The organism is Stutzerimonas stutzeri (assembly GCF_002890895.1).
In the GTDB taxonomy this organism is placed as follows: domain Bacteria; phylum Pseudomonadota; class Gammaproteobacteria; order Pseudomonadales; family Pseudomonadaceae; genus Stutzerimonas; species Stutzerimonas stutzeri_AB.
The window spans coordinates 275,600-289,335 of sequence record NZ_POUL01000004.1 but is presented as its reverse complement, the minus strand read 5'-3'; the positions used below and the strand labels follow the sequence as shown (position 1 = coordinate 289,335).

The following is a 13,736-nucleotide window of genomic DNA, read 5'->3' as shown; positions in this document are numbered from 1 at the left end:
CTGATGAAGAGGTCGCCATGGAAGGTTATCGGCTGGCAACCTGGCCGCCCCGCCTGGGGAGCTGCCGCGGTCGCCGGCCTGGGTTGTGCCCTGCCCCTGCTGCTCGGTTTATTCAGCGGGCATCCAGGTTTCCTTTGGGCAACAGTCGGCGCGTTCCAGGCAGCCAAGGCGAACCCGCTCCACCGCCTCGGCATGCTGCGAATGCTGCTCTTGATCGGGCTTGGCGCTGGGAGCGCTGGGCTCGGCTTCTGGTCAGCCCCCCACCCGCTTGTCAGCCTCGGCCTGTTTGCCTTTTATGGATTGCTGCTAGCGTGGCTGCAGCGATATGGCAGCGAGGCCGGTAAGCTCGGCATAGGCCTGGCGATTTGCTTGTGTCTAGGCCAAGGTCAGCATGGCATCGGGGACTTTAATAATCCTCAGGCCATTGCGGCGCTGTTCGCCCTCGGAGGCCTCTGGGTCACCCTTCTGGCGTTCGGTCTCCGAGGCATGCATGGCCTGCGCATGTGGCCTTACATGCCGCGACTGTTGAGCATGGTGAAAGTGTTACGTCGCCGGGCGCGGCGTACGCCAATCCGCCAATGGCGGCTGCACGCGATCACTTACATTCTGGCTGCGGCGACTGGCGGCCTGATCGTTACCCTGGCAGATCTGCCACGCGGCTACTGGCTGACACTAGCGGTGTTCACCACGCTGCAGATGGACCTGCAACGCAGCCTCATTCGCGCCCTACAGGCCGGCATTGGAATCTTCTGTGCAGCAGCAATACTGATCTACATGGGCCACAGTCTGGCCGACCCGCCCATGATGGTGATGATCATGTTGCCGCTCGTAATGCTCAGCAGGGCATTCCAGGCACATCACTATGGCTTGTTTGTCCTGCAAACAACCTTGAGCTTTCTGTTGCTGGCCGAAACCTTGGCGCAAGACTGGGAATTGCCACAGTTGCGCCTGATTAACGCCGCCATCGGGGTCGGCGTGGCGCTGTCTGTTACCTTGCTGATGTATCTACTGCGTCGGCTGGTCACCCGGATTGCATTGCGCAGATCCAGGCAAACAGCCGTAACCGATCAGGGCAAGGATGACTCGATCATGCCTTAGCGTTGATCTCGTTTTCCGGGTACCAAACGTCCATCAACGGGCTTACGTTGAATTCGGACAGTTCGTTGCGACTCTTGAGCCAAGCATCGACCTGACCGCGCTGCTCTTCGTTGACCGAGCCACGGCTTGCGAGGCAGACGAAACCGTAATCCTCGCCACCAACATAGCCCAGACCATTGGTTTCGATGGCTTCGTTCAGGAAGGCTTCAAGAAACGCATCGACCGCCTTGGCCTCAAGGCCGTCACGGTAGGTCAGACTGACCTCGAAACCCAGTTCCTGGAATTCGTCGACACAAAGTTTTTTGCGCAAACGACGCGAGCGATTGGTAGCCATTGATTCGGTCCTTAGATAACGATGATGACGGCGCGCACTCTAACAGCAACAGGAGGCTTGTGCGATTGCAGCGCCGGCCTGGTGGCCGATACTCCGACCGCTGATTACTTGCTTATCTTTGTTTGCAGGGAGACGAGCCAGACGTCTACGCTTGTCGGATGAGAAGCATGTCACTTCTCGGACGTGGGCATAATAGCCCGCCCTCTTTTCCCTGAACGCTGTAGGGAACCGCTATGTCATTGATTTCGAGCCTGTCTGCACCAGCCAACCGGAGCCGCGCGACCCGTCAGTTGCGGTCCCGCCTCGCCGCTGCCGCGCTGACGCTGCCACTAGTGATTCCGGCCTTCGCCGAAACGGTCAATCAGACCTTACCAAGCCGCGTGGTACAGGCACTCAAGACAAACAAGATCGAAACCAGCGCCCTTTCCGTAGTCATGCTTCCACTCAACGGCACCGGATCACCCACCTTTGTTAATGCGGATGTCTCAGTGAACCCTGCTTCGACCATGAAGCTAGTCACGACGTACGCCGCGTTGGAACTGCTCGGACCCAACCATCAGTGGAAAACAGAATTCTATTCTGACGGGCCGATTGAGAACGGCACGCTGAACGGCAACCTTTACCTCAAGGGCGGCGGTGATCCAAAGCTCAACATGGAGAAGCTCTGGTTGTTGCTGCGGGACCTGCGGGCCAATGGCGTCGAGACCGTTACCGGTGATCTTGTCCTCGACCGCAGCCATTTCGTGCAACCCACGCTGCCAGTATTCGACGACGACGGTAATGACAAGAACAAGCCTTTCCTGGTCGGACCGGATGCGTTGTTGGTCAACCTCAAGGCACTTCGTTTCATTGCCCGCAACGATGGCGGGAACGTGAAGGTTCTGGTTGAACCGCCAATCGCCACAGTTCAGATCGACAATCGCATTCAGGCCTTACCAAAAGCAAAATGCCCGGGATGGCCCGACATCCGCTACAACCCGATCGAAAACGGTAAAGGGGTGACCGTGGTGGTCACGGGCAAGCTCCCGGCTGGATGCAGCGGACAAACCTACCTTTCAGTACTGGACCATCAGCGCTACGCCGCCGGTGCCGTTCGCGCGATCTGGAAAGAGCTTGGCGGCACCATTCTCGGTGAGGATCGAGTAGCACCGGTGGCAGCTGACGCCAAGATGATCGCGCGAGCTTATTCGCCAGATCTGGTGGAGATCATTCGCGACATCAACAAGTACAGCAACAACACCATGGCACGACAGTTGTTCCTGAGCTTGGGTGCTGAGTTCCGTAACGAAGCGGATGCAGATGACTCCATGGCCGCACAGCGTGTGATACGCCAGTGGCTGGCAAGAAAGGGGTTGATTTCGCCGCATCTGGTCATCGAGAACGGATCTGGCCTGTCGCGGGCCGAACGCGTCAGCGCGCGAGAGCTGGCCAGCTTGCTACAAGCCGCATGGAAAAGCCCATACGCCGCCGAATTCATTTCATCGATGCCCTTGGCAGCGGTGGACGGCACAATGCGCAAGCGGCTTCGTAATACAGGGGTTGCCGGCAAGGCTCACGTCAAGACCGGAACGCTGAACACGGTGCGTGCGATCGCTGGGTATAGCCGCGACAACGACGGCAATACCTGGGCTGTTGTCGCAATCCTCAACCATCCTCGCCCGTGGGGCGCTTCCTCGGTGCTGGACCAGGTGTTGGTCAGTCTCTATAACCGTCCCGGCAACGAAAACACCGCGCAACGCTAGTCCGTTCAGTGCCGCCGTCGCGACATCACTTCGGCACTGAATTGAAACAACAACGCTGGATCACTGGCGCAGCGAATCAGCTGCGTAATGCGATGCCGGTGGATACCGAAACGCGGCACCTTCCCTAACAGATCAGCGCGCTTGGAGTTTCCAGGCGCGGTGAATCTTGCTGTTGCGGCGGAAATCTTCATCCAGAGTGGCGCCGGTAATTTCCTCCACGGCGTAGCGCTCGGCAACGCCCGGATCGAGGACGAATTTGCGAAAGTTGTTGGAAAAATACAGCGTGCCGCCAGCGGCGAGTCTTGCCATCGCCAGGTCGAGCAAGGCGACATGATCACGCTGGACATCGAACACCCCTTCCATGCGCTTCGAGTTGGAGAATGTTGGCGGGTCGATAAAGATCAGATCGTATTCGCCACGGTCCTCCTCCAACCACGCCATGACATCGGCCTGCTCCAAACGCTGTCGATCCGACAGGCCATTGAGCGCCAGATTGCGCCGTGCCCAATCCAGATAGGTTTTTGACAGGTCGACACTCGTCGTGCTGCGAGCGCCGCCCTTTGCGGCGTGAACCGTCGCGGTTGCGGTGTAGCAATACAGGTTCAAGAAGCGCTTGCCTGCCGCTTCGCGCGCAATGCGCTGGCGCATCGGCCGGTGGTCGAGAAACAGCCCGGTATCGAGGTAATCGGTGAGATTCACCAGCAGCTTGACGTCGCCCTCTGTGACCTCAACAAAGGTGCCTTGAGTGGCTTGGCGCTCGTACTGCCGCGTTCCGCTCTGGCGCTCACGACGCTTGACCACCACCCGGTCCTGGGGAACACCCAAAGCTTGCGGGATAGCGCCTAGGGCGTCGTAGAGTCGTGCCTGGGCTTTCTCGGGATCGATCGAGCGCGGTGGCGCGTATTCCTGTACATGCACCCAGTCGCCGTAGAGATCAATGGCCAAGGCATACTCAGGCATGTCTGCATCGTACAAGCGATAGCATTGAATGCCTTGCTTGCGAGCCCACTTACCGAGCAGCTTCAGATTCTTCTGCAGCCGGTTGGCGAACATCTGCCCGCCCTCACTGAGGCGCGCCAATTCCGCTGCGGGTTTCTCTTCGCTCTTGCTTTCAGCGGTGGCCGCTCGCTGACCAGTGACGAACTGATCCAGCTCGACTTTGATCAACAACAGCTTGCAAGGCAGAGCCCCGTTCCAGAAAGCGTATTGCTTGTGGCTACGGATGCCCATGCGCTTGCCCAGATCCGGGGCTGACGTCAGCACCGCAGCCTCCCAGCCGAGACAGGCCTGGCGCAGTCGCTCGCCAAGGTTCTGATACAAGTAGACCAGACTCGCCTCATCGCCCAGGCGCTCACCATACGGTGGGTTGCAGATGACCAGACCCTTCTGATGTTGATTCGGTCTAGGCTCGAACGTCGCTACATCGCCTTGGTAAACACGGATCCAGCTCGCCAGTCCAGCGCGCTCGATGTTGTTCTTTGCCGGCTGGATCAGGCGCGGGTCCGCCTCGTAACCTCGAATCCACAGCGGCGGTCGGGCCATGCCCGCCTCGGCACGCGCCTGGGCTTCGGCGTGCAGGCGACTCCACAGAGCAGGCACATGGCCGAGCCAGGCACTGAACCCCCAGCGCTCACGGCGAAGATTAGGGGCGATGTCCGCCGCTATCATCGCGCCTTCGACTAGGAAGGTGCCGACGCCACACATTGGGTCGGTCAGAGCGCCGCCAGCAGCAGCGATGCGAGGCCAACCCGCACGGATCAGTACGGCTGCCGCAAGGTTCTCCTTGAGCGGAGCCGCACCCTGCTGAAGACGGTAGCCACGCTGGTGCAGGCTATGCCCGGACAGATCCAGGGACAGCACTGCCTGCCCCCGATCAAGACGCAGGTGGATGCGCAGGTCCGGGTTCAGCTTGTCGACACTGGGTCGCTCACCGCTTGCGGTGCGTAGCCGATCGACAATGGCATCCTTGACCTTCAGAGCGCCAAAGTGAGTGTTGTCGATCCCGGAGCCATGGCCGCTGAACTCAACCGCCAGACTACCCGTTGCTGCGAGATGCTCCGCCCAGTCGACCTGATGAACTCCCTCATAGAGGGTTTCGGCATTCACCGTGGAAAAACGCTCGATCACCAACAACACCCTGTTGGCCAGCCGAGACCACAGGCATAGTCGGTAGGCGACCTCCATGCTGGCAAAGCCGCGAATCGCGGCGGTCTGCTCACGCGCCTCCTCGAGCCCGAGCTCCTTGGCTTCTTCGAGCAACAGGCCCTCGAGCCCTTTTGGGCAGGTGAGGATAAGTTCGTGGCGATCAGTCATGGCATGTCCAGTTAATTTGTTCGATCCGGTTGAGCACTCTCCCAGATCTCGTGTCGATGTTCGGGCGGTTTGCGGCTGTCTTTCGTCGCGAAGCAGACGCTGCGGTACCACTTTGGCAGTGCGGGGAGCGCTCCCCGCCTGCCTTATGGGCGGCACCACGGTTTGGTGACTTACTTATTACAAAACGATCATTCCCGCTTGGCAGTCATTGGGTTAGAACTCGACTCAGTCCGGAATCGCAACGATGCCGGAAGAACCCGCCACGCCGGCAGCGGGCTTCACTGGCAGTCTATCTGCCGACCTCGCCATGAGGACAACGGAAACACCAGTCAACCACTGAGGGCAATACCCAATGAGAAGACTCAAGCGTGATCCGATGGAACGAGCATTTCTACGCGGTTATCAGCATGGCATACACGGTAAATCTCGCGATCTCTGTCCTTTTTCTCATCCCGAGGTACGCCAAGCCTGGATTAACGGCTGGCGGGAGGGTCGCGGCGACAACTGGGACGGTCTGACCGGCGCAGCCGGCATTCATCGATTGAACGAACTTCACGCGGTCGGCTGACACAATCACACCGACTTCGACTAGCACGCCCCATCCGGGCGGCGGGCTTGAAGCCCGGGGCTCCCATCGGGAGCCCCACCGCAGCACAGATTAACGATTCGCACCCTTCTGAGATTGCAGCGCAGCGATGGCGTCCACCGCCTCGCGAATCAGCGCTGGCCCCTTATAGATGAACCCCGTGTAGAGCTGCACAAGACTTGCGCCGGCATCGATCTTCTCTGCCGCATGCTGCCCTTGCGTAATACCACCGACGGCAATGATAGGCAGGCGGCCCGCCAGAGTTTGTGCCAACACACGGACGGTATGGGTGCTCTTTTCACGAACAGGGGCCCCGGAAAGCCCTCCCGCTTCGTCGGCGTGCGCAAGACCCGCCACGCCGTCACGGCCAAGCGTTGTGTTGGTCGCAATGATTGCATCCATGCCGGCCTGGAATACCGCTTCGGCAACCAGTCGGGTTTCCTCATCGGTCATGTCGGGCGCGATCTTGATGGCCAGCGGAACACGCTTTCCATGGAGCACTTCGAGGTCTTCGCGGCGCTGACCAAGCGCATCGAGCAGTTGCTTGAGCGAGTCCCCGAACTGCAGGCTACGCAGCCCTGGTGTATTGGGCGAACTGACGTTCACTGTGACATAGCTCGCCTGGTGATAGACCTTGTCCAGGCACAGCAAGTAATCATCCTGAGCGCGCTCGACCGGGGTGTCGAAGTTCTTGCCGATGTTGATGCCCAAGATGCCCTTGAAACGAGCCGCGTCGACCCTTTCCAGCAGCGCGTCGACGCCATGATTGTTGAAGCCCATACGGTTGATAATTGCTTCGGCCTCGGGCAACCGGAAAATACGCGGTTTGGGATTTCCTGGTTGTGGCCTCGGCGTGACAGTACCCACCTCGACAAATCCAAATCCCAGCTGCGACATTCCGCAGATCGCCTCGCCGTTTTTGTCCAGCCCCGCCGCCAGCCCAACAGGGTTCGGGAAATCCAACCCCATCACCCGCACCGGCAAGCTCGCCGGAGACTTATTCAACATGTTGTTAAGGCCTAGACGGCCGCCCGCGCCAATAAGATCGAGCGACAGCTCATGAGACGTCTCGGGCGTAAACTTGAAAAGTAGCTGGCGGGCCAGGTTATACATACGCAGCCTAGATCCTGGAAAGTGTGGCGCGAGAGTATAGCAGGCGGGCATCGCGCGCAGCGGGCTACAACGTGGCGCCCGTGATCGAATTGCTCGACGAAGCGCGCCTAATCAACCCGTCGCAAGCGAATCAGTTTGCCTTCAGGCGCAAACTCCATCTCGAATGAACCAAACACGCCCGCCGTTGTCAGAAAGGGTCGCAGGTGATGTGCCGGCAAGCTGACGCTCGTCCCTTCCCGGCTTTTGATCAGGATACGATTGGCGCGCCCCTGATAGACCGCCAGCAGTTTTTCGGCGGGCAGTGCAATATCCAGCAAGAGGCTTGGCATGGAGGCTCCCTCATTGATCAACGCAGCGATGTTGCCATATCGGCTCTCGGACAGTGATCTGTCATTGAACCGAGATCCCCAATTCTATAAACAAAAGCTCGGCAAATACGGTGCACGGGGCGCACGGCTCTGCCACACTTCGACCGTTGCCCTATGCGTTCGTCTTCCATGATGGGCCTGCCCGAGCCGATGCCGCCCGTGACTTCCCGAATCGTCAGATTTGCCCAACGCCTTGGATTAACCGGCAAATCACCGCGCCAGATCCTTGAGCACGCCAGCCAGATCAGCTTGCCATTTGCTCCCCTCTCGGAGCCGGCGCCGAGCATCTTCTGGAACGACGGCCCTTGCCTGCAACGATTCGTCGATTTACCGAGAAGCGCCCTTTCCGGCCCCATTCAGGAAGACAAAGCCAAGGCTCATGCAGCGTTGACACGGCTCGTGCGCCAGGAGCGCAGCGCCTACCCGGCGCTCGATTTGCGACAGGTCGACGGCCTCGGCGGGCAAAGCCCCGACGAAGCGACCTATCCGACGTTCGAGGCGCTTGCCGCCACACCCGCCTGCCGTCAGCTACGGGTCATCAGTTACAAGGACTTCGTGCGGACCATCACCTCCGCATTGCCTGAATTCCAGACACAGGCCCCGATCGAGCTTCGCCAAGCCAGCTGGCTTGGCGAGCGGATTTACTGGAGCGGTGAGCACCATGCTGAAGCCTTCGCCAGCGCCATCGCCTATGCACGGTTGCGGGGGCTGGAGGTCAACCTGCCCTGCGAACTCACTGATTACCGGCTTGATGCAGCCGGATTACAGGCACTCGACAGCGAATACCATGCCGTCACGATGCCGGCACAAGCCTGGAGCGATCGCGCCTTCATGGGGCTGCTGCTTGAGGCAAAGATTCCCTATGCTCGCTTGACGCTGCTGCGCAACGCGAATAACTCAGAGCTACTTCTGCTGGACAAGCGGCAACCTGCTGCGAATGCTTTGGGAGAAGGGCTTAAGCTCGCCGGTGCTCCGGACATGGTGCGCTACTTGCGCGACCTGCCACAGATCACTCGGTTCCGCCTTGGCAACCGGGCCGTACATACCGACTGATCCAGCAACGCCACTGCCACGAAGCTCACGAGCCCCCTGCCCAACACCGCCTCCATGACGCAAAACGCCGATGCATAGACATCGGCGTTTCATTTCGCGTAACAGCCGCCAGGAAACCCAGCGGCATATCACAACTAGCGTCTGGCGCTTTCCAACGCGAGGTCTTGCAGCTCGCGACCGGCGACAGCATACATGGCGTAATCCACGCTACTGGCACTGCGCAGTTCGACCAGCATTCGCCGCCAACGCTCGACCTGATATTCCCGCTGCTCCAACCATAGCTGAACGCGAGCATCGAGATCGTCAGGCGCGTCGCTCATCTGCAACACCGACACGGTGATAGCGCGCTGCTGACTGTCCAGATCATCGCGGAAACCTTCCCTAGCCAGCGCTTGCCAATTGTTTTCCACCGGCAGACCGGTGACCTGCTGCAGGTACCAGGGTAACTCCAGCGCACCGCCCACGGCGAAGTAAGCCGCTGCGACCTCAGCAGGTGGCTGCCCGGTTTCATCAGCGGCCTCCAGTATCGGCAACAGCGTGTACAGATGGTTGGTGCCCGCGACCATCCGGGCCAGCAACTCGGGCACACCTGCGTCGGTGTAGCGCTCGTAGCGCGCTTGCCAAAGGTCGCGAGTTCCGCCCTGCAGCAGCGCGTCGAGTTTCAAGCCGAGCGCTGCGACGCGCGGCCCAAAGTGCCCGACGTCTCGTGCCGCATCCAGCTCACTGCGACGATTGCGCAGGAACCAACGGGTCGCCCGCCGTCCCAGCCGCATCAGTTCATCCATGAGGTTGAGCTGCAGTTCAGACGGAACCTTGTAATCCAGCGCTTCGATCTGTCGGAACCAATGAGGCAGATGGAAGATATCCCGCACGATCACGTAAGCGCCCGCCACGTTGGCGGCGCTCAGGCCTGTAGCCTCTCTGAGCCTCTGAACGAAGGTGATGCCCATGTTGTTGATCAGGTCGTTGGCGATCTGAGTGCTGACGATCTCGCGTTTGAGACGGTGCTGCAGCATCGCCGGGCGATACTGCTCGGCCAGCAACTGCGGAAATGCGCTCTCCATTTCGCGTGCCAGATAGGCGTCATCCGGCACGCGCGATTGCAACAGTGCTTCCTTCAGCTCGATCTTGCTGTATGAAATCAGCACCGACAGCTCAGGCCGGGTCAAACCCTTGCCCAGATTCGCGCGCTCAGCCAGCATTTCATCGCCAGGCAGGAACTCAAGCGCACGATCCAGAAGACCATCGGCTTCCAGGGAACTGATCAGTCGCTTGTACTCACTGCCGCCCTCATGAGCGCGATGCTCAGCCTGCGACAGCGCCTGGGTCTGCTTGTAATTGTCGTGCAGCACCAATTCGGCCACCGCGTCGGTCATCTCGAACAGCAACTGGTCACGCTGCTTGCCGGTCATGTCCCCGGCACTAACGATCTCATTCAGCAGAATCTTGATGTTGACCTCATGGTCGGAGCAGTTCACCCCGCCAGCGTTGTCGATGAAGTCCGTGTTAGCGGCACCGCCATGCAAGCAGTATTCGACGCGTCCCAGCTGAGTGATGCCCAGGTTGCCGCCTTCGCCGATAACCTTGGCTCGCAGCTCGTTGCCGTTGACCCGCAGGATGTCGTTGGCCTTGTCGCCCACGTCTGCATGAGTTTCCGCAGTGCTCTTCACATAGGTTCCGATGCCTCCGTTCCAGAGCAGATCCACCGGTGCCTTGAGCAACGCGTGGATGAGCTCGGCCGGGGTCAGCTGATCCGCTTCGATGTCGAAACGCGCCTTCATCTGCGGCGTGATCGCGATACGCTTGGCCGAGCGAGGGAACACGCCGCCTCCCGCGGAGATCAGCGATGCATCGTAGTCGGTCCAGGATGAGCGCGGCAGATCGAACAGGCGTTGGCGCTCGACAAAGCTGCGCGCAGCGTCCGGATCGGGATCGATAAAAATGTGCAGGTGGTTGAAGGCAGCCACTAGCTGCAAGGTTTCGGACATCAGCAAGCCATTGCCGAACACGTCACCAGCCATGTCGCCAATGCCGATCACGCTGACGTTGTCGCGCTGCACATCGATGCCACGCTCGCGGAAGTGCCGCTGCACTGAGACCCATGCGCCCTTGGCGGTGATACCCATTTTCTTGTGGTCATAGCCGGCGGATCCACCGGACGCGAAGGCGTCGCCCAACCAGAAGTCGTACTCCGCAGCGATGCCGTTGGCGATGTCGGAGAAGGTTGCGGTGCCCTTGTCGGCCGCCACGACGAGATAGGGGTCGTCCTCGTCGTAGCGAAGCACGTTGGCCGGCGGTACGACGTTGCCGTCTTTGAGATTGTCAGTGATGTCCAGCAGGCCGCTGATGAAGATTCGATAGCAGGCAATGCCCTCGGCCAGCACCTCGTCACGAGACCCATTGGTAGGCAGACGACGTGGCACAAAACCACCCTTGGCCCCTCCGGGCACGATGATCGCGTTCTTCACCTGCTGTGCCTTGACCAGGCCCAGCACCTCGGTGCGGTAGTCTTCTTCACGATCGGACCAGCGCAAGCCGCCGCGCGCGACCTTGCCGCCACGCAGATGGACACCTTCGACGCGAGGTGAATAAACAAAGATCTCGAATTTCGGCGCCGGCCGTGGCATCTCGGGGATCGACCGCGGATCGAGCTTGAAGCTGAAGTAGCTCTTCGGCTTGCCGGCCGCGTCCATCTGATAAAAATTCGTCCGCAGCGTCGCTTTGATCAGGGCCAGGTAGCGCCGAAGGATGCGGTCTTCATTGAGCACCGCCACGTCATCCAGCGCCGTGATGATCGCCTGCTCCAGCCGCGCCTGCTTGTCGGCAAGATCTTCTTCGCCGAGTTTGCGCGCCAGGTAGAAGCGCATCTTGAACAGCCGCACCAGCTCACGAGCGATGTCGGTGTGGTTGAGCAAAGCGCTGGCGATATAGCCCAGGTCGAAGCCCATGCGGATCTGCTTCAGGTAGCGGCCATAGGCGCGTAGCAACGCGACCTCGCGCCAGGTCAGCCCGGCGGTCAGGACCAGCCGGTTGAACGCATCGTTCTCCGCCTGACAGTTGTTGATCGCGATGAAGGCATCCTGCAGCGGTTCATTGATCTCCATGAGATCAATTTCGAGCCCCTCTGCGTAGGTGAACGCAAAGTCGTGAATCCAGTATTCGCGGCCATCCTTGCGCCGCAGGTGGAACGGAAACTCGCCTAGCACGCGTAGCCCGAGGTTCTCGAGGATCGGCAACATGTCCGACAACGGCAGCGACGTGTTCAGGTGATAGAGCTTGCAGTGCAGGCGATTTTCCACCGCCGTGATCGGCTGGTAGAAGCTCATCACCAACGGGCGCTGCTCGCTGAGGCTGAGCACGTGCTGCATATCCACAGCCGCCGAATGCGGCGCGAAACGTTCACGGTATCCCGCGGGGAAGCCTTTCGGGAAATCAGCAAGTATCCCGGTGCCCTGGGCTTCGCCGAAGCGCTCAATGACTACGCTCGAGTAGTCGTCCTGCCAGGTTCGGCAAGCTTGGACCACCTCGTTTTCCAGCTGGACCGGATCGAACTGCACCTGCTTGCTCGGGTCCAGACGCAGCAGGAACTGCACGCGGATCAGCACAGACTCGGAGAAGTAGGTGGAAAACTCACAGCCGCTGGCTTCCAGGCGGTCTACCAGAACCTGCTGGATGCGCAAGCGGGTTTCGGTCGAATAACTGTCGCGGGGAACGTACGCCAGGCAATAGCAGAAGCGTCCATAGGGATCGATACGCAGGAACAGGCGCAGCTTGTTGCGCTCCTGGATCTGCACGATGGCGATGGCTGTGCTGAACAGCTGGTCGAGCGTCATCTGAAACAGTTCGTCGCGCGGCAGCACTTCGAGAACCTGAGTCAGCTCCTTGGCCAGATGCGCCGAATCATCGAAATGCGAACGCTGGATGACCTCTGCCACCTTGCTGCGAATGTAGGGTATCCGACGCACGCTCTGGGTATAGACCGAGGAGGTAAAGAGCCCGAGGAAGCGGCATTCCCGGGTTACGCGACCCTGCTCATCGAATTCGCGTATGGAGACGAAATCCGGATATGCCGGCCGATGCACCCGGCTGGGAGTAGCCGCCTTGGCGAACGACAGCAGCAGCGGCTCCTGCAGATAGGCCAACGCTGGCGGCATGATCAGTTGATCGTCTGCTTCAAGGCCGGTGCGCAGATTTCGCGACAGCCCCAACAGGGACGCCTCGTCATAAATGATGCGGCCGCCCTCCCCCTGTTCGACAACCGTGAATTCCTCATACCCCAGGAAGGTGAAATGGTCTTCGGCCAGCCAGCGCATGAAGTCCATGCTCTCAGCCAGCTGGGCGTGATCGGCCGGTTGCAGCATGGCCAGACGCGCATGATGCTCTTCGGCCTTCGCCTTCATCGCCGGAAAATCACTGACGGTCAGACGGACGTCAGCCAGAACGCCGTGCAGCGACTGCTCCAGCTCGTGCAAGGCCGCCGCACTGGCGCAGCGATCGATCTCGACAAATATCAGCGACTCGGCGCCGCTGCCTTCACCCGAACTGCCCTTCGGCAGCAATTCGACCAAGCTGCCGTCACCGTCCCGGCGGACCTGCAATACGCTGTTCTGCAGGGTGTGAATGGCATAGCCACGACGGGTAAGCTCCATGCGCACCGAGTCGACCAGAAACGGCATGTCCGGGTGCAGTACCTCGACCACGCTGTGGGTCGATTGCCAACCGTGCTTTTCATAATCGGGGTTGAACACCTGGACAACAGGACTGCTTGGGTCGAAGCGCTCCAACAACCGCCAACTCGCCAGCGTTGAGCCGACCAGGTCGGTCATGCGCCGCTGAGTCAGCTCGGGCAATGCGACGATTCCGAAAAACTGTTCGGCGAAGAGCCCCACTTGTGGCAGGAGTTTCTCGTCGACATGCTGTGCCAGGGCCACTTTCAGTTGTTGCTGAAAATCGGCTTTGCTGGCAGCTGTAAAGAACGCCATTTTTTCGCTCCATTCTGGCTTGGAATTCGACTAGGGCAGTCGCGGGACCTGACCGGCAACGCAACCTGTAAGTTCAACGTTAGTTCAGCGGACCGGGAATGCACCCAGTAGGGCCTCCTTTGTCTGGCGCCGCCAGCGACCGCGCGG

Annotated in this window: 9 protein-coding genes; 4 read left to right on the top strand and 5 right to left on the bottom strand. The window is 59.9% G+C overall.

Going from position 1 to position 13,736, the window contains the following annotated elements; translation table 11 throughout:
- Positions 1–3: 3 nt before the first annotated feature.
- Positions 4–1,098 carry an FUSC family protein gene (locus CXK96_RS09655; protein WP_102836419.1) on the top strand — a complete coding sequence of 365 codons (1,095 nt, stop codon included), beginning with the start codon at positions 4–6 and terminating at the stop codon, positions 1,096–1,098.
- On the opposite strand, the gene CXK96_RS09650 is transcribed toward CXK96_RS09655, so the two are convergent.
- Entirely contained in the window at positions 1,088–1,432 is a 345-nt protein-coding gene (locus CXK96_RS09650; RefSeq protein WP_102836242.1) for a YggL family protein, read from the bottom strand. The genes CXK96_RS09655 and CXK96_RS09650 overlap by 11 nt on opposite strands.
- Positions 1,433–1,665: 233 nt before the next feature.
- On the opposite strand from CXK96_RS09650, the gene dacB reads away from it, so the two are divergent.
- Complete coding sequence (gene dacB / locus CXK96_RS09645) at positions 1,666–3,174, top strand: D-alanyl-D-alanine carboxypeptidase/D-alanyl-D-alanine endopeptidase (RefSeq protein ID WP_180981511.1); 1,509 nt, start codon at positions 1,666–1,668, stop codon at positions 3,172–3,174.
- Positions 3,175–3,306: 132 nt separating this feature from the next.
- On the opposite strand, the gene rlmKL is transcribed toward dacB, so the two are convergent.
- Positions 3,307–5,487 (bottom strand): bifunctional 23S rRNA (guanine(2069)-N(7))-methyltransferase RlmK/23S rRNA (guanine(2445)-N(2))-methyltransferase RlmL, encoded by a 2,181-nt coding sequence (gene rlmKL / locus CXK96_RS09640; protein ID WP_102836241.1) that lies wholly within the window; start codon positions 5,485–5,487, stop codon positions 3,307–3,309.
- 352 nt (positions 5,488–5,839) lie between these two features.
- On the opposite strand from rlmKL, the gene rmf reads away from it, so the two are divergent.
- Positions 5,840–6,055, top strand: coding sequence for a ribosome modulation factor (gene rmf, locus CXK96_RS09635; RefSeq protein ID WP_082082129.1), 216 nt, complete (start codon positions 5,840–5,842; stop codon positions 6,053–6,055).
- A gap of 90 nt (positions 6,056–6,145) precedes the next feature.
- Here rmf and CXK96_RS09630 read toward each other — a convergent pair whose 3' ends face one another.
- Both CXK96_RS09630 and CXK96_RS09625 read right to left on the bottom strand, forming a co-directional pair.
- Positions 6,146–7,186: a quinone-dependent dihydroorotate dehydrogenase gene (locus CXK96_RS09630; RefSeq protein ID WP_102836240.1), complete on the bottom strand. Its 1,041-nt coding sequence runs from the start codon at positions 7,184–7,186 to the stop codon at positions 6,146–6,148.
- Between the two features lie 107 nt (positions 7,187–7,293).
- Positions 7,294–7,515, bottom strand: coding sequence for a DUF2835 domain-containing protein (locus CXK96_RS09625; protein ID WP_102836239.1), 222 nt, complete (start codon positions 7,513–7,515; stop codon positions 7,294–7,296).
- 168 nt (positions 7,516–7,683) lie between these two features.
- Between CXK96_RS09625 and CXK96_RS09620 the strand changes: the two genes are divergently transcribed.
- On the top strand, positions 7,684–8,607 hold the full coding sequence (locus CXK96_RS09620; protein WP_102836238.1) for a DUF6685 family protein: 924 nt from the start codon (positions 7,684–7,686) through the stop codon (positions 8,605–8,607).
- Positions 8,608–8,741: 134 nt separating this feature from the next.
- On the opposite strand, the gene CXK96_RS09615 is transcribed toward CXK96_RS09620, so the two are convergent.
- Positions 8,742–13,589 carry an NAD-glutamate dehydrogenase gene (locus CXK96_RS09615; protein ID WP_102836237.1) on the bottom strand — a complete coding sequence of 1,616 codons (4,848 nt, stop codon included), beginning with the start codon at positions 13,587–13,589 and terminating at the stop codon, positions 8,742–8,744.
- Between the last annotated feature and the right edge of the window lie 147 nt (positions 13,590–13,736).

Excerpts from the sequence above, each read along its gene's own strand:
- CXK96_RS09655 (WP_102836419.1), top strand. The coding sequence starts at position 4 with ATGAAGAGGTCGCCATGGAAGGTTATCGGCTGGCAACCTGGCCGCCCC.
- CXK96_RS09650 (WP_102836242.1), bottom strand. The coding sequence starts at position 1,432 with ATGGCTACCAATCGCTCGCGTCGTTTGCGCAAAAAACTTTGTGTCGAC.
- dacB (WP_180981511.1), top strand. The coding sequence starts at position 1,666 with ATGTCATTGATTTCGAGCCTGTCTGCACCAGCCAACCGGAGCCGCGCG.
- rlmKL (WP_102836241.1), bottom strand. The coding sequence starts at position 5,487 with ATGACTGATCGCCACGAACTTATCCTCACCTGCCCAAAAGGGCTCGAG.
- rmf (WP_082082129.1), top strand. The coding sequence starts at position 5,840 with ATGAGAAGACTCAAGCGTGATCCGATGGAACGAGCATTTCTACGCGGT.
- CXK96_RS09630 (WP_102836240.1), bottom strand. The coding sequence starts at position 7,186 with ATGTATAACCTGGCCCGCCAGCTACTTTTCAAGTTTACGCCCGAGACG.
- CXK96_RS09625 (WP_102836239.1), bottom strand. The coding sequence starts at position 7,515 with ATGCCAAGCCTCTTGCTGGATATTGCACTGCCCGCCGAAAAACTGCTG.
- CXK96_RS09620 (WP_102836238.1), top strand. The coding sequence starts at position 7,684 with ATGATGGGCCTGCCCGAGCCGATGCCGCCCGTGACTTCCCGAATCGTC.
- CXK96_RS09615 (WP_102836237.1), bottom strand. The coding sequence starts at position 13,589 with ATGGCGTTCTTTACAGCTGCCAGCAAAGCCGATTTTCAGCAACAACTG.